This is a genomic window from Phaeobacter sp. CAU 1743, assembly GCF_039839315.1.
Lineage (GTDB): Bacteria > Pseudomonadota > Alphaproteobacteria > Rhodobacterales > Rhodobacteraceae > Phycobacter > Phycobacter gallaeciensis_A.
This window is the reverse complement of the sequence record NZ_JBDOQR010000010.1, coordinates 87246-103122: the sequence shown is the minus strand read 5'-3', so window position 1 is coordinate 103122 and position 15877 is coordinate 87246. Positions and strand designations below refer to the sequence as shown.

At 59.6% G+C, this 15877-nt stretch carries 13 protein-coding genes; 7 read left to right on the top strand and 6 right to left on the bottom strand.

Annotated features, from left to right (window positions below; translation table 11 throughout):
- The 7 genes from AAFO90_RS06330 to AAFO90_RS06300 form a co-directional block, all read left to right on the top strand.
- A partial coding sequence (locus AAFO90_RS06330) for a hypothetical protein (RefSeq protein WP_347508880.1) occupies window positions 1-1005 on the top strand: 1005 nt, incomplete at its 5' end.
- Between the two features lie 47 nt (window positions 1006-1052).
- Entirely contained in the window at window positions 1053-1307 is a 255-nt protein-coding gene (locus AAFO90_RS06325) for a hypothetical protein (RefSeq protein ID WP_347508879.1), read from the top strand.
- Window positions 1308-1645: 338 nt separating this feature from the next.
- Window positions 1646-2395 (top strand): hypothetical protein, encoded by a 750-nt coding sequence (locus tag AAFO90_RS06320; RefSeq protein WP_347508878.1) that lies wholly within the window; start codon window positions 1646-1648, stop codon window positions 2393-2395.
- A gap of 166 nt (window positions 2396-2561) precedes the next feature.
- Window positions 2562-4169 carry a peptide chain release factor 3 gene (locus tag AAFO90_RS06315; protein WP_347508877.1) on the top strand — a complete coding sequence of 536 codons (1608 nt, stop codon included), beginning with the start codon at window positions 2562-2564 and terminating at the stop codon, window positions 4167-4169.
- Between the two features lie 178 nt (window positions 4170-4347).
- A complete protein-coding gene (locus AAFO90_RS06310; RefSeq protein ID WP_347508876.1) occupies window positions 4348-5241 on the top strand; it encodes a glycosyltransferase family 2 protein in 894 nt (297 codons plus the stop codon).
- Between the two features lie 201 nt (window positions 5242-5442).
- A complete protein-coding gene (locus AAFO90_RS06305; protein ID WP_274868063.1) occupies window positions 5443-6948 on the top strand; it encodes a DEAD/DEAH box helicase in 1506 nt (501 codons plus the stop codon).
- 221 nt (window positions 6949-7169) lie between these two features.
- The gene (locus AAFO90_RS06300) at window positions 7170-7343 is read left to right on the top strand and encodes a hypothetical protein (protein ID WP_274831831.1); all 174 of its coding nucleotides are present in this window, start codon (window positions 7170-7172) and stop codon (window positions 7341-7343) included.
- A gap of 86 nt (window positions 7344-7429) precedes the next feature.
- Here AAFO90_RS06300 and AAFO90_RS06295 read toward each other — a convergent pair whose 3' ends face one another.
- From AAFO90_RS06295 to nuoL, 6 genes are all read right to left on the bottom strand, one after another.
- Window positions 7430-9100 (bottom strand): ribonuclease J, encoded by a 1671-nt coding sequence (locus tag AAFO90_RS06295; RefSeq protein WP_347508875.1) that lies wholly within the window; start codon window positions 9098-9100, stop codon window positions 7430-7432.
- The gene (locus AAFO90_RS06290; RefSeq protein WP_065273135.1) at window positions 9090-9878 is read right to left on the bottom strand and encodes a type III pantothenate kinase; all 789 of its coding nucleotides are present in this window, start codon (window positions 9876-9878) and stop codon (window positions 9090-9092) included. Before AAFO90_RS06290 ends, AAFO90_RS06295 begins: the two co-directional genes overlap by 11 nt.
- 13 nt (window positions 9879-9891) lie before the next feature.
- Window positions 9892-10641, bottom strand: coding sequence for a biotin--[acetyl-CoA-carboxylase] ligase (locus AAFO90_RS06285; RefSeq protein WP_197492327.1), 750 nt, complete (start codon window positions 10639-10641; stop codon window positions 9892-9894).
- 70 nt (window positions 10642-10711) lie between these two features.
- Window positions 10712-12151 carry an NADH-quinone oxidoreductase subunit NuoN gene (nuoN, locus tag AAFO90_RS06280; RefSeq protein WP_347508874.1) on the bottom strand — a complete coding sequence of 480 codons (1440 nt, stop codon included), beginning with the start codon at window positions 12149-12151 and terminating at the stop codon, window positions 10712-10714.
- Window positions 12152-12165: 14 nt separating this feature from the next.
- A complete protein-coding gene (locus AAFO90_RS06275; RefSeq protein ID WP_347508873.1) occupies window positions 12166-13713 on the bottom strand; it encodes an NADH-quinone oxidoreductase subunit M in 1548 nt (515 codons plus the stop codon).
- Window positions 13713-15875 (bottom strand): NADH-quinone oxidoreductase subunit L, encoded by a 2163-nt coding sequence (gene nuoL, locus AAFO90_RS06270; RefSeq protein WP_274836736.1) that lies wholly within the window; start codon window positions 15873-15875, stop codon window positions 13713-13715. Before nuoL ends, AAFO90_RS06275 begins: the two co-directional genes overlap by 1 nt.
- Window positions 15876-15877: the final 2 nt, after the last annotated feature.

Genomic DNA, 15877 nt, shown 5'->3' with positions numbered 1-15877 from the left:
TGTTTCTTCTTCATTGACTGGCGTAGCGCAGGAAAGGCGGGCTGTTTGGGCATCGGCGGGCATCCTTCAAGGTCCCGCTCAGTCTACCGCAACCCGCTCAGAGCACGAGGTTTTTCAGACTTTCCTTTAGAGGTCACCATGCTTATCAATCAATCCCTGAACGCGAATACGCTCTCCCTTTTTGATACCGCAGGGACACGCCAGGAGAGTATTGAGGCATCAAAAAACTCACTGGCCGCGCCATCAGGCTCCGATCAGGCAGTGAAAATCGCCCTCAGCAGGATTGCACGTGCTGCCATTGCAGGCGAGTCCGGCGCATCGGCAGACGCAAAAACCGGAATTCCGAAGGAAGGCGGCACCTACGGGATGCAGTATACAGATCCTGCACAGCGCGCCAAAATGTTCGCCGATGCCTATGCAAGACAGGCAGAGTCCGATGCGTTCCAGGCGGAGAACGGATACAAGAACCGTCTGTCTTTGGGGCTCTACACGGCCCATTCCATGGCGAAGGCTCAGCAACCGGGCATGGGGGCTTATGAGACTCGTGAGGACGCAATTTTGGCTGCTGCGACACGGCTGGGTGATATGATTACCGCTGCCAATCAGGCGAACTTCCCTAGAAACAAGTTTGAAGTTCAGCTTGAAGATGCGTCATCAGGGCACTCAGTGGTGTATGCTTCGGCCAACACGCCCCCGGAGATGATCGAAGGCATTGTTGATGGGATGTCTTCGGAAGACATTAGAAAAAATAATGAAAAACAGGCTCACGACCTGAAAGCCACCGGCATGTGGTACGATGTGATTGCGTCGGAATTGACCCGCGACTTTGGTATCACAGTAGAAACCTCGACAAGCTTTGATGAGGACGGTCGCGTCACGTTGAATGACTTCGAGGTCACGCATTCAAAATACGGCAAGCTCGGCGAAGTGAAAGATGGCGTGTTTTATATCGCGACGGAAGATGGGGGGCTTATGGACCCCGAAGCCTACTACGGCCATAGCTGACACGTGCTGACCTGCCACTGGACATTCAACCAGCCGGAAGCAGAGCCTTGCTGATTGGCGCAGGTGGAGCAATCGACATCCCCGCGGAGCTTTCAGATGGCGCAGCCAGGGTGTCGGTTGCGGCGAACATGTGCTCGGCGAAGGCCTTGGGCGTATGGGAAATGAACGAAAAGAACATTTCTCTTCGCCCCGCGCATCAGATCAAAGGACACCACTTTTTTCGCGGCGCTGACATCAGCACTAAATGTGGAATTGGCGCCGTCGATGCTGCATATCTGAACGTCCGGTCTCGCGAAAATTAGAAAACGAAGCCGCAGCCGCAGCATAGTGAATGTCGTACCCCATGCGGATGGCGAGTTTGTGCTGCCTGCCGCCCCTCACCCTCTGCGCCTCTCCCCCTGCATGCGTTGCGCATTCAGCGCGATGCGCAGAATAGTGTCGTCCCTCTCATGCGCCTGGATGTGGCCAAACAAAAGCGGCATCCAGTAGATGCCCTGCACCGCATTGATGCCGCGGACGCGCCCCTCTCCAAAGGGTGGGTGCGATGCCATTTCCGTACTTTTGCCATGATACGGATCAAGGCGTGTATCTGTAGGTCGGTTCAGAATGCTTTGCACGCGGAACTGAAAGGGGAAAGGTCATGGAAGCAAAAAGCCTCATCCGACTATTCAGCGTGGTCGCAGCCCTGAGTTTAACCGGGTGCTTGGATACGACCCAGGTCGGTATTCCGAGTGATGCGCAAGCGCAGTATTCAAAAATCGGCCTAGTCACTCAAATCAGTGATAATGTTGTGTCAACCTACTGGGACGCTGCATTCGCCGAGCCACAGCCGATTGACGGCAAATTGGGATGGAACGCCGCATCGGCGACGGGCCGTTTTGTAAGGGAACAACTCACCCCAACAGGCGCAGTCGTCGCAAACGTTCCCTCGCACACTGGCGCAGCGGCGCAGAAGACCGACGTCGTCATCGTACTTCAGCAAACGCCCCTGGATATTCTGGGCCAGAACTACAATCCCGGACGCGACTTCTTTGCCCTCGGCGGCGGACTGTTTGCAATCGGCGCCATCGCAAGTGCTGAAAAAGCCAAAGGTGAAAAATACCAACCGCGTTTTGTCCTGTGGGTTCGCAACCCTGCAGTAAATAAAGCGCTCATCGGGGAGAATGCCTGCACAGTTGGCCTCACCGCATCTCTGGTCGATCCCGCTACTGGCAGTCAAATTGTTGAAGGCAAACAGGTAAGCGGACGATCTGTCATTCCAGGTAACTTGCAAACCAAAGATTGGGCCAATTTTTCGACCAGCGAGAAGCAACTTGTGCGTTCGCATTGTTCATTGGCGCTGCGCAGCGCTGTCTCACAAGCACTTGTGGGGTTGAAGGTCGTGCGCTGAAAGAGGGTGACGCCGGGCTGAAACCTCCCCGAGACGCGGCGCACGCAAGTTAGACATTTTGACAAAGGGTTGCCGGGGCATGCAATCGACCCGGTGTATACCCCGTGCACGTAGGGGCACGCCTGTTTTTCTTGCCTCGACCCGCAATCCTGATATACGCGCGCTCATGCTGGATTCCGTCACAAACCGCCCTGAACTGCCGCCCGAAATCGCGCGGCGCCGCACCTTTGCGATCATCTCGCACCCGGATGCGGGCAAGACCACTCTGACCGAGAAATTCCTGCTCTATGGCGGCGCGATCCAGATGGCCGGACAGGTGCGTGCCAAGGGCGAAGCGCGGCGCACGCGCTCGGACTTCATGCAGATGGAAAAGGACCGGGGCATCTCGGTTTCGGCCTCGGCCATGTCGTTCGATTTCGACGGTTTCCGCTTCAACCTGGTGGACACGCCCGGCCACTCGGACTTTTCCGAGGACACCTACCGGACGCTCACTGCGGTGGATGCGGCGGTGATGGTGATCGACGGCGCCAAGGGTGTCGAGAGCCAGACGCAGAAACTGTTCGAGGTCTGCCGCCTGCGCGATCTGCCGATCCTGACCTTCTGTAACAAGATGGACAGGGAAAGCCGCGACACGTTTGAGATCATTGACGAAATCCAGGAGATGCTGGCGATTGACGTGACCCCCGCCAGCTGGCCCATCGGAGTCGGGCGCGATTTCATCGGCTGCTATGACCTGTTGCGCGACCGGCTGGAGCTGATGGACCGCGCCGACCGCAACAAGGTTGCCGAGAGCATCTCGATCGAAGGGCTGGACGATCCGAAACTGGCAGAACACGTGCCTGCGCATCTGCTCGAAAAGTTCCTGGAAGAGGTGGAGATGGCCAAGGAGCTGTTGCCAACCCTTGACCCGCAATCGGTGCTGGAGGGCCACATGACTCCGATCTGGTTCGGCTCTGCGATCAACTCCTTCGGGGTGAAGGAGTTGATGGATGGCATCGGCCGATACGGCCCCGAGCCGCAACCCCAGCAGGCCAGCCCGCGGCAGATCTGCCCCGAGGAAAAGAAGGTCGCCGGTTTCGTCTTCAAGGTGCAGGCCAACATGGACCCCAAGCACCGCGACCGCGTCGCCTTCGTGCGCATGGCCTCGGGCCATTTCAAACGCGGCATGAAGCTGACCCACGTGCGCACCAAGAAGCCCATGGCGATCTCGAACCCGGTGCTGTTCCTGGCTTCGGACCGGGAACTGGCGGAAGAGGCATGGGCGGGTGACATCATCGGTATTCCGAACCACGGCCAGCTGCGCATTGGCGATACGCTGACCGAAGGCGAGGCCCTACGGGCGACCGGTATCCCCTCCTTTGCACCGGAACTGCTGCAGACCGTGCGGGCGGGCGATCCGATGAAAGCGAAGCATCTGGAAAAGGCGCTGATGCAATTCGCAGAGGAAGGCGCCGCCAAGGTCTTCAAACCCTCCTTCGGCTCCGGCTTCATCGTCGGCGTTGTGGGGGCTTTGCAGTTCGAAGTGCTCGCCAGCCGGATCGAGATGGAATACGGCCTGCCGGTGCGTTTTGAGCCCTCTCAGTTTACCTCGGCCCGCTGGGTCTCCGGGGAAAAACCGGCGGTGGAGAAATTCATCAACGCCAACAAGCAGCATATCGCGACAGACCATGACGGCGACACCGTCTACCTGACGCGGCTGCAATGGGACATCGACCGGGTGGAGCGGGATTATCCGGACTTGAAACTGACGGCGACCAAGGAAATGATGGTCTAACACCATCAATGCCCGGGCGGTTCAACATGGCCCGGGCGCGTTTCCAGACCGGCGGTGATCTGGAGACGACCGTCGACTGCGCCGTCCTGCTGAACCGCCGTTCTGAGAGGCCGCCCTGACACATTCGCCGACACAGACATGGGGTATCGTTAGCACCATCAAGGCCCAGGCCAAGGATGTGCTGAACTTTGCCGCCTATCATCTGGACGCAGGCGCGCATCGGCTTTTCCTCTATCTTGATGCCCCCTGCCCCGAGGCACGCGATCTCTTGGCGCAGCACCCAAAGATCCGGGTTTTCGACTGCGATGATGCCTCCTGGGCGCAGCGGCGCAAGGGCGGCAAACCTGACAAGCACCAGGTCCGGCAAACCCTGAATGCCACCCGCGCCTACAGACGTCAGAGCAAGGGGCTGGATTGGCTGATCCATATGGATGTGGATGAATTCCTCTGGTCCAAAGAGCCCTTGTCACAGGTGCTGGCGCGCCAGCCCGAAACGGCTCTCTGCGCGCGCGCGTACCCGATTGAAAGCCTGGCCGGAGGCGACGGCTCTGCCTTCAAGACGCAAATCCCCCGTGGTAGCGACAGAGGTGCCCGGGCCGGGCAGCTTTATCCCACCTATGGCGAGCATCTGCTCAGCGGCTTTCTCAGCCATACCCAAGGCAAGCTTTTCGTCCGCCCCGGCATGGAAGAGGGCAAGCTGCGCATCCACAATTTCTTCGTGGACGGGGAGGAAAATCCCAGCCAGGTGGTCCTGCCGGACGTCGACCTGTGCCATCTGCACGCCCGCGATTGGGACAGCTGGCTGTCGCATTACAGCTACCGGCTGAAGCAGGGCTCCTACCGATCCGAGCTGAAACCGGCCCGGCCCCGCGACAAGGGCGGTATCAATCTGCACGAACTCCTCTCGGCCATCGAAGCGGAACAGGGTACCGACGGTCTGCGCGGTTTTTTTAAGGAGACCTGCGCCGACAGCGTGGAACTGCGAGCGCGGCTTGAGCAGGAAGGCTGCCTGCGAATCCGTGAACTGCGCCTCGCGGAGAAACGCGCCAAACATTTTCCAAAACTCGCCTAAAGGGCGATAAACTCTGCAAATATGCACCGAAAGAGCGCGAAAAACCGCGTTTTCTCCTGCAAAATCAGGCTTCAATTGACGGTGCACCCGTATTTTGCTAAGTCCGCCCCGAAGCCGGAAGCTGCCAAACCGCATGACCTTGCGAAACCGGCTGACTCACATACGCGCGGGCCTGGTCAGTGTCCGCAAAAACGGACGCATATGACAAAATTCACCGATCTGAACTTGAACCCCAAGGTCCTCAAGGCAATTGAGGAAGCCGGGTATGAATCCCCCACCCCGATCCAGGCCGGAGCGATTCCGCCCGCGCTGGAGGGACGCGACGTTCTGGGGATCGCCCAGACCGGCACCGGGAAGACCGCTTCTTTCACCCTGCCGATGATCACGATGCTCGCCCGCGGTCGCGCGCGTGCGCGGATGCCGCGCAGCCTGGTGCTCTGCCCCACGCGCGAGCTGGCAGCACAAGTTGCTGAAAACTTTGACACTTACACCAAGCACCTGAAACTGACCAAGGCCCTTCTGATTGGCGGCGTCAGCTTCAAGGAACAGGACCAACTGATCGACAAGGGCGTCGACGTTCTCATCGCAACGCCCGGTCGTCTGCTTGACCATTTCGAACGCGGCAAGCTGATCCTCTCTGATGTGAAGGTCATGGTGGTGGACGAAGCCGACCGGATGCTCGATATGGGCTTTATCCCAGATATCGAACGCATCTTTGGCCTGACGCCCTTTACCCGCCAGACCCTGTTTTTCTCGGCCACTATGGCGCCGGAGATCGAGCGGATTACCAACACCTTCCTGTCGAACCCCGAACGGATCGAAATCGCCCGTCAGGCGACGACTTCGGAAACCATCGAACAGGCCGTTGTGGAATTCAAAGCCTCCCGTAAGGATCGCGAAGGCAGCGAAAAGCGCAAAGTGCTGCGCGCGCTGATCGATCAGGAAGGCGAAAAGCTGACCAATGCGATCATCTTCTGCAACCGCAAGATGGACGTGGATGTGGTGGCAAAGTCGCTGAAAAAATATGGCTATGACGCCGCGCCGATCCACGGCGATCTGGACCAAAGCCAGCGGACCAAGACCCTTGATGGGTTCCGTGAGGGCCAGTTGCGCATTCTGGTGGCTTCGGACGTGGCTGCGCGCGGTCTCGACGTGCCCAGCGTCAGCCATGTGTTCAACTACGACGTTCCCGGCCACGCCGAGGACTACGTGCACCGGATTGGCCGCACCGGCCGCGCCGGCCGTGAGGGCAAGGCGATCACCATCTGCACTCCGCGCGATGAAAAGGCGCTGGATGCCGTCGAAAGCCTGGTTCAAAAGACCATCGCCCGCCTGGAAAACCCTGTTAAAAAGGCACCCAGCCGCAAGTCCACCGAAGATGCCGTGGACGCAGGCAAGGATGATACCGCCGCAAGCAAGCCCAAGCCGACCCGCAGCCGTCGTGGCAAATCGGCGGACAAGGGTCAGGACGCGCCCAAGGATGCAAAGGCAGATCAGGCAGCAGACGCGGATACGGACACTGCAACCGCGCCAAAATCCCAGTCCCGCTCTGGCGACAAATCGGCCAATGCTGAAAAGCCAGCGAAACAATCGCGTGGTGGCCGTGGAGGCAAGCAGGACCGCCGCGACGACCGCAAGGTTGTCGGCATGGGCGATCACATGCCCAGCTTTATTGCGCTGTCCTTTGACGAACGCCGCGCTAGCTGACGCATCAGCACTTTGACAGTTTTGACGGCTGCATCCTGAATGGGATGCAGCCGTTTTTCGTTCTCCCCTACGGCGCCTGCCATCCAATCATTCGCGGTTTGGTGACTTGCTTTGCACCTGCAGCATGGCGGCATTGATCATTTGACCGGATGTCAAACCCGCCGCAGGGGACTATGTCACCCGCAAGCAAGACAGACACATCTCATAGGTTGAAAAGTTAAATGACCCAGTTCGACAACACCCCGCTCACCGCACAGGACATCCAGGCCATCGAGCAACGCGCCCATGCAATGCGCAGCGCGGCAATGGGCAACATGCTGCGCGCCGTGGTGGCACGCATCGGCGGCGCCGTCCACAAGATCACCGCATTGGTGCACCGCCCGCGCCACGCCTGATCGCACTTTCGAATACCACCACTCACAAAAACGCCCTGACTTATCCAGTCAGGGCGTTTTCGTTTTCAGTCTTTGACAAGTAGGGATCAGCGCATACGGCTGATCACCACTGTTACTTCAGGCTTCTTGCCGATCTCGTTGTTCGCGGTTTGGCGTGCCACACGGCGCAACTCGCCTTCCAGCTTGTCATCGTCCCGCAGGGTCTTGGCACCGGCGCGCATCAGGAACTGGTTCAGGTCCTCTTCGATCACCTCAGCCAGCGCGGCATCGGATGTTCCGGTCTCCACTAGGCCTTTGATGTCGCACCAGGGTTCGCCCAGCGGTTCGTCTTCTTCATCAAGGATCACCGTGATCACCACGTGGCCGTTCAGCGCCATGCGGATCCGGTCACGCACGATGCCATCCAGCGCGCCGATCTTGACCGATCCATCCAGATAGGTCCGACCGGTGTCCACATAGTCGACGATCTTCGGCCCCTGATCACCGGAAAGATCCAGCATGGTGCCGTTCACCGCCACAACGCTGGCATAGCCTTTTTCCTCGGCGATGCGCGCGTGCTGGCGCAAGTGGCGGTGTTCGCCGTGCATCGGCACCAGGATCTTCGGTTTGACCAGCGCGTGCAGCTGTTCAAGGTCGGGACGGTTGGCGTGGCCCGACACGTGGTACAGGCCAGAGCTGTCATCTACGACGTCGACGCCGCGCTCCGAGAACTGGTTCATGATGCGGATCACGCCCTTCTCGTTGCCCGGAATGGTTTTCGAGGAGAACAGGAACAGATCACCGGCCTTCAGCTCAAGCCCGCGATACTTACCGCGTGCCATCTGCGCAGTTGCCGCCCGGCGTTCGCCTTGGCTGCCGGTAGTGATCAGCATCACGTTGTCGCGCGGCAGTTCCTGCGCGTCCTCGGGCTGGATCACCTTGGGGAAATCCTTCAGCACACCGGTTTCCACGGCGGCCTCAACCATGCGCAGCATGGCACGGCCCAAGAGCACGATGGACCGCCCTGCCCGCTCGCCCGCCTCAGCAAGGGTCTTCACTCGCGCAACGTTGGAGGCAAAGGTGGTGGCAGCAACCATGCCGGTTGCGCTCTCGATCAGTTTGGTGATCTCCGGCGCCAGTTCGGATTCAGAGCGCCCCGGATGAGCCGAGAAGACGTTGGTGGAATCGCAGACCATCGCCTGCACGCCGTCCTTGGCGATTTCGGTCCACATCTGCGGATCAAAGGCCTCACCGACCAGCGGGTTCGGGTCCAGCTTGAAATCGCCGGTGTGCACGATCCGTCCAGCCGGGCTGTCGATCACCAATGCGCCGCTTTCGGGGATGGAGTGGGACATCGGCGCGACACCAACGGTAAAGGGGCCGAGCTTGGTCACTTCGGGCCATGCCGAAACGGTCTGCACCACCTGGGGATCATGGCCGCGCTCTTCCATCTTGCGGCGGGCAAGGTTGGCAGTAAAGGCGCGCGCGTAGACCGGAACCCGCAGATCTCCATAGAGATGCGAGACCGCCCCGATGTGGTCCTCGTGACCATGGGTGATGAAGATCGCCTCAAGCTGGTCAACGCGTTCCTTCAGCCAGGTGATGTCGGGCATGATCAGGTCCACGCCCGGGCTGGTCTCCATATCCGGAAACGCAACGCCCAGATCCACCAGGATCAGCCGTTCCTTGCCCGGTTTACCATAGCCATAGACATAGGCGTTCATGCCAATTTCACCTGCCCCGCCAAGGGGCAGATAGATCAATCGTTCAGTGCTCATTCGGAGTACCGTTATCCTTATTGTATTTATGGATGACCTGTAGGCCGTGCATCGTAAGGTCGTCCTCGAATGCGTCAAACAGATCCGCCGTTTGCTGGAACAAAGGCGCCAGCCCGCCTGTTGATATGATCTTCATAGGCACACCGCGCTCTTCCTTGATGCGGGTGCATATCTCTCGCACCAGCCCCACGTAGCCCCAGAACACGCCAGATTGCATGCAGGCCACGGTATTGGTGCCAATGACTTTTTGCGGTTTAGAGATGTCCACATGTGGCAGCGCAGCGGCCGCCTGATGCAGAGCCTCAAGACTGAGGTTCACGCCAGGGGCAATCACGCCGCCGACATAGGCGCCATCCTCGGCCACGACATCAAAGGTGGTCGCCGTTCCGAAATCCACCATGACCAGATTGCCACCGTAGTGATCGAACCCGGCGACCGTATTGACCAGCCGGTCCGGCCCCACTGCGGTGCCTTCATCCACGCGCACCTCGACCGGCAGCAGGCAATCGGGCTTGCCAACCACCAAGGGCCGTGTGTTGAAATAGCGATCCGCCAGAACACGCAGGTTGAACACCACCCGCGGCACAGTGGAGGAGATGATCATGTCGGTGATATCCGCCTCGATCCCCTGTAGCCGCATCAGCGTGTTGAGCCAGACGTAATACTGATCCGCGGTGCGTTTCCAATCGGTGGCGGTGCGCCACATGCCGATGAACTCCTCCCCGTCATAGATCGAGAAGACAGTATTGGTATTGCCACAATCAACGGCCAGAAGCATGGGCTTGTCCTTCCTAGAAATAGACATCCGCGGCCGGGATCGAAATGCGGCCTTTGGCGGTGTTTAGGACAAGGTTGCCACTGGCGTCCACCGTTTCGAACGTGCCTTCGGTTTCCGACGTTGCGGTGCGTGCGGTGATGACCTCACCGAGCTTGGCCGCGCGGGCCAGCCAGGCGGTGCGGATCGGTTCAAACCCGTAGGTCGCGAATTGCTCCTCGTATCGGGCAAAGGCCGCGGCCAGCGCCTCAAGGAAATCCTCGGGCGCCACCTGAATACCGGTTTCAGACAGCAGCGAGACCGGCCACACGGCGCCGGGTTCCAGCCACTCCTTCATCGGGGTTTCCATCAGGTTGACGCCAATGCCGATCGACAGATGGCTAACACCTGTACCCTGCCCGACGCTTTCCAACAGGATGCCCGCCAGCTTGCCACCGTTCAGCAGCACATCGTTGGGCCATTTCAGGGCCAGCCCCTCGCTGCGTCCCGTCAGGGACTCGCAGGCGTCATAGACCGCCAGCGAGGCCACGAAACTGCGCAGCGCCACCTGCGATGCCGGACCTTCAGGACGGATCACCAGCGTGGCTGCAAAATTTCCCTTGGGGTCTTTCCAGTCGCGGCCACGGCGGGCGCGTCCCTTGGTCTGACGCAGCGCCAGGATCCACTCGGGGCCCTGAAGCTCACCAACGATCCGCGCTGCCTCGTCCAGGGTGCTGTCCACCTCGGGCAGAACCCGTTTCCCATATCCCGTCGGCCAGGTCATCAAACGCCTCCACCTTTACGCACAAAAGGCCCGGTCATGCGACCGGGCCTTCCGAGACTGTCTGAACGATAGATCAATTTACAAGCGTTGCGGCGGCAGCAGCCGCTGCCCCGTCGATACCGAACTGGTAGACCACCCCGATCAGCATCAGCGCAGCCGATCCCATCAGCGCCAGCGTCAGCACCGGAGAGCCTTTGATCTCGACTTCGCCTTCGCCCGAGCCGAAGTACATGTAGAAGACAATCCGCAGGTAGTAGAAGGCACCGATGACCGAGGCGACAGCTGAGGCCACAACCAGCCCCATCAGACCCGCATCAACACCCGCCTGCCACACGCCCAGCTTGGCAAAGAAGCCAAGCATCGGCGGAACACCGGCCAGCGAGAACATCAGGATCAGCACTGCCAGCGCCTTGCCCGGCTGGCGCGATGCGAACTGGTTCAGGGCGCTGATATCGGTGACCGGCGTGCCGTCTTTTTCCAGCATCAGGATGAAAGAAAAGGTGCCGATGTTCATGGTGACGTAGATCGCCAGGTAAACCAGCATCGCGGTCACGCCCTGTTCGGTGCCTGCTGCCAGACCGATCATCGCATAACCCATATGCGCAACCGAGGAGAAGGCCATCAGGCGCTTGATGTTGGTTTGACCGATGGCGGCAATGGCGCCGAGGAACATCGACAGAACCGACAGAACCACGATGACCTGCTGCCAGTCGGTGACCGCTCCGCCGAATGCATCGTGCAGCACCCGTGCAAACAGACCCATCGCAGCAACCTTGGGCGCGGTGGCAAAGAAGGCGGTAACCGGCGTCGGCGAACCTTCGTAAACGTCCGGTGTCCACATGTGGAACGGAACGGCCGAGACCTTGAACGCCATGCCCGAGATCAGGAAAACGAGGCCGAACAGCATGCCCAGCGACATGTGGTTATGCTCTGCTACCTGAATGATACCGGCGAATTTCGTGGTGCCAGCAAAACCGTAGACCAGCGAGGCGCCATAGAGCAGCAGACCGGAGGACAGAGCGCCCAGCACGAAGTACTTGAGACCCGCTTCGGTCGATTTCACGCTGTCGCGGCGCAGGGCGGCAACCACATAAAGCGCCAGAGATTGCAGCTCCAGCCCCATATAGAGCGCCATCAGGTCGCCTGCCGACACCATGACCATCATACCCACGGTGCTAAGCGCAACCAGGATCGGGTATTCGAAGGGCAGCATGCCGCGGCGCGACATGTACTCTTGCCCCATCACCAGCACCGCTGCGGCGCCGATCAGAACCAGAACCTTGGCAAAGCGGGCAAAGCCATCATCGACGAACATGCCGCCGAAGGCCTCGTGCGTGCCATTGCCGCCGGTTGCGATCCAGACCGCCAGGGCGACCATCAGGGCTGCGGTGGACCAGACCAGCGTCGCGGCCAGCTTGTCCTTGCCCGTGTAAACCGCCGCCAGCAGCGCCAGCATTGCGTAAACAGCCAGAATAATCTCTGGCAGGACGACGGAGAGATCAGCTTGGATCATCTGCCTTGGCTCCCTTAGTGCGAAGCAATCTGGGTCGCAGACGAGGTGTCAGCGGCAGCCAGAGAATGGTTGAAATTCGAGATCAGAGCCTCGGTCGACGGGCCGATGATATCGGTGACAAGCGACGGGTAGACGCCCAGCAGGATCGTCATCACCACCAGCGGCGCAAAGATGAACCGCTCGCGTGCATCCATGTCCTTGATGGTCTTAAGGCTCTCCTTGATCAGATCGCCAAAGACCACCCGGCGATAGAGCCACAGCGCATAGCCCGCCGAGAAGATCACGCCGGTGGCAGCAACAGCCGCAACCCAGGTGTTCTTCTGGAAGGTGCCCATCAGGGTCAGGAATTCACCGATGAAGCCCGAAGTGCCCGGCAGGCCGACGTTGCCCATGGTGAAGAACATGAAGACCAACGCATAGGCAGGCATCCGGATCACAAGGCCGCCGTAGGCGTCGATGTCACGGGTATGCATACGGTCGTAGATCACGCCAACGCAAAGGAACAAGGCAGCCGAGATGAAGCCGTGGCTCAGCATCTGGAAGATCGCACCGTCTACGCCCTGCTGGTTGGCCGCAAAGATACCCATGGTCACAAAACCCATGTGCGCAACCGAGGAATAGGCGATCAGCTTCTTCATGTCCTCCTGCACCATCGCCACCAGCGAGGTGTAGACAACCGCGATGGCGGACATCCAGAGCACCAGATCAGTCATCACGTCCGATCCGACCGGGAACATCGGCAGGGAGAAGCGCAGGAAGCCATAGCCGCCCATCTTCAGCATGATCGCTGCCAGCACCACCGAGCCTGCGGTCGGCGCCTGAACGTGCGCATCCGGCAGCCAGGTGTGTACCGGCCACATCGGCATCTTCACCGCGAAGGAGGCGAAGAAGGCCAGGAACATCAGCGTCTGCATGCCGCCCACCACATGGATACCCAGCACGTCAAAGCTCGCGGCCGAGAAGCTGTGGGTCAGCAGGGACTCGATGTCGGTGGTGCCCGCGTCAGCGTACATCGCCACCATGGCCACCAACATCAGCACCGAACCGAAGAAGGTGTAGAGGAAGAACTTGAAGGAGGCGTAGATACGCTCCTTGCCGCCCCAGATACCGATGATCAGGAACATCGGGATCAGGCCCGCTTCGAAGAACAGGTAGAACAGCACCAGGTCCAGCGCCATGAAGACGCCCAGCATCAGGGTTTCAAGCAGCAGGAAGGCCACCATGTATTCCTTGACGCGGACCGTGACATTCCAGCTGGCCAGAATGGTCAGCGGCATCACGAATGTGGTCAGCAGCACGAAGAGCACCGAGATGCCATCGACACCCATCTTGTACTTCAGGCCGAAGATCCAATCGGCCTCTTCCACGAACTGGAAGCCCGTATTGGCGGCGTCAAAGTTCACGAAGATATAGAGCGACGCCAAGAAGGTGATCGTTGTCGCCAGCAGCGCGATCCATTTGGCGTTGCGCTGTGCCGCGTCATCCTCTCCCCGGAGCAGCAGGGCCATCAGGCCCGCCGCAAATGCCGGGATAAAGGTGATAATAGAAAGGATGTTGTCCATCAGTGCGCTCCTCCGCCGATCGACATCCAGGTGACAAGGGCGGCAATGCCCAGCACCATCCAAAAGGCATAGGTAAAGATGAAGCCGGACTGGGCCCGGCCAGCGAGACGGGTGAAGAAGGGCACGATGCCCAGAGCCACACCGTTCAGGAAACCGTCAACCGTCTTGCCGTCGCCCTTCTTCCAGAAGAAGCGGCCGATCGCCAGGGCGGGTTTGACAAAGATCGCATCGTACAGCTCGTCAAAATACCACTTGTTCAGGAGGAACAGGTACAGCGGACGCTGCTGCTCGGCCAGACGTGCGGGCAGCGAGGGGTTCCAGATGTAGAACCACAGCGCCAGGATCAGACCGCCCAGCATCGCAAAGAAGGGCGCGGTCTTGACTTGCCATGGAGCCGCGTGGGCATCGTCCAGAACATGGTTGTCCGGCGCGATGTACAGAGCACCCTCACCCGGCTCACCAGCAAAGACGTAGTGATGTCCACCAGCGGCTTCACCATGACCTTCATCTGCGGCGCCGTGTCCATCAGCGGCTTCGCCGTGAGCAGCCTCCTCGTCACCGCCTTCGGCGTCATGAAGCATACCGCCATGCTGATCCGGACCCAGCTTAATTTGGCCGTCCGCGCCAGCTTCGGCCACCGGGATTCCGTAGAACTTGCCCACCTGATCGGCGTGACCAAAGAAGCTGTTGTACCAGATCATACCGGAGAACACCGCACCCAGAGCCAGGACGCCCAGCGGGATCAGCATGACCATCGGGCTTTCATGCGCATGATCATGCGTATGCTTGTCGCCGCGGGGCTTGCCGTAGAAGGTCAGGAAAATCAGGCGCCAGCTGTAGAAGGAGGTCATCGCAGCAGCGATTACCAGCAGCCAGAAGCCATACATGGACCCACCTGCATAGGCGCTTTCGATGATCGCATCCTTGGACAGGAAGCCAGCGAAACCAAAATGCGTGAGCGGAATACCAACACCGGTGATGGCCAGCGTGCCGATCATCATCGCAGCAAAGGTATAGGGGATCTTTTTGCGCAGACCACCGTAGTTCGTCATGTCCTGCTCGTGGTGCATCGCGTGGATCACGGAGCCCGCGCCAAGAAACAGCATGGCCTTGAAGAAGGCATGGGTGAACAGGTGGAACATCGCTGCCGAATACATGCCCACGCCTGCGGCCACGAACATGTAGCCAAGCTGCGAACAGGTGGAATAGGCGATGACGCGCTTGATATCGGTCTGAACCAGACCCACGGTGGCGGCAAAGAAGGCCGTCGTGGCACCCAGCACGGTGATGAACATGGTCGCCTGCGGCGCCACTTCCATCAGCGGCGACATGCGGCAGACCAGGAAGACACCAGCGGTCACCATGGTCGCGGCGTGGATCAGGGCCGACACCGGGGTCGGGCCTTCCATCGCGTCCGGCAGCCAGGTGTGCAGGATCAGCTGCGCCGATTTACCCATGGCACCGATGAACAGCAGGATCGCGATCAGGTTTGCCGCGTTCCACTCGCCCCAGAGAAAGCTGAGCTGTGTTTCGGCAATCTCGGGCGTCGCCGCGAAGATGTCGTTAAAGCTGATGCTGTCGGTCAGGAAGAACAGACCAAAGATACCCAGCGCAAAGCCGAAGTCACCGACACGGTTGACGATGAAGGCTTTCATCGCAGCCGCATTGGCCGAAGGCTTGCGGTAGTAGAAACCGATCAGAAGGTAAGAGGCAACGCCCACGCCTTCCCAGCCAAAGAACATCTGAACCAGGTTGTCCGAGGTCACCAGCATCAGCATCGCGAAGGTGAAGAAGGACAGGTAGGCAAAGAAGCGCGGCTTGTAGCTTTCGCCGTCTTTCCACTGCGGGTCATGGGCCATGTAGCCGAAGGAGTAGAGGTGCACGAGGCTGGAGACCGTGGTCACCACGATCAGCATGATCGCGGTCAACCGGTCCAGCCGGATGCCCCAGGAGGTCGAAAGCGAGCCGCTTTCGATCCAGCGCATGATTTCGATGTGCTGCGTGGTCCCGTCAAAGGACAGGAAGGTGATCCAGGACAGGATCGCCGAGAAGAACAGCAGGCCCGTCGCCGTGATGGTGGCGGCCTTTTCGCCGATGAACTTCCAGCCAAAGCCGCAGATCACCGCCCCGACCAAGGGGGCAAAGAGAAGGATGGTTTCCATGA

What these genes read in the sequence shown, in the direction of transcription:
- AAFO90_RS06320 (WP_347508878.1), top strand. Translation starts at nt 1,646, where the DNA reads ATGGAAGCAAAAAGCCTCATCCGACTATTCAGCGTGGTCGCAGCCCTG.
- AAFO90_RS06315 (WP_347508877.1), top strand. Translation starts at nt 2,562, where the DNA reads ATGCTGGATTCCGTCACAAACCGCCCTGAACTGCCGCCCGAAATCGCG.
- AAFO90_RS06305 (WP_274868063.1), top strand. Translation starts at nt 5,443, where the DNA reads ATGACAAAATTCACCGATCTGAACTTGAACCCCAAGGTCCTCAAGGCA.
- AAFO90_RS06300 (WP_274831831.1), top strand. Translation starts at nt 7,170, where the DNA reads ATGACCCAGTTCGACAACACCCCGCTCACCGCACAGGACATCCAGGCC.
- AAFO90_RS06295 (WP_347508875.1), bottom strand. Translation starts at nt 9,100, where the DNA reads ATGAGCACTGAACGATTGATCTATCTGCCCCTTGGCGGGGCAGGTGAA.
- AAFO90_RS06290 (WP_065273135.1), bottom strand. Translation starts at nt 9,878, where the DNA reads ATGCTTCTGGCCGTTGATTGTGGCAATACCAATACTGTCTTCTCGATC.
- nuoN (WP_347508874.1), bottom strand. Translation starts at nt 12,151, where the DNA reads ATGATCCAAGCTGATCTCTCCGTCGTCCTGCCAGAGATTATTCTGGCT.
- AAFO90_RS06275 (WP_347508873.1), bottom strand. Translation starts at nt 13,713, where the DNA reads ATGGACAACATCCTTTCTATTATCACCTTTATCCCGGCATTTGCGGCG.
- nuoL (WP_274836736.1), bottom strand. Translation starts at nt 15,875, where the DNA reads ATGGAAACCATCCTTCTCTTTGCCCCCTTGGTCGGGGCGGTGATCTGC.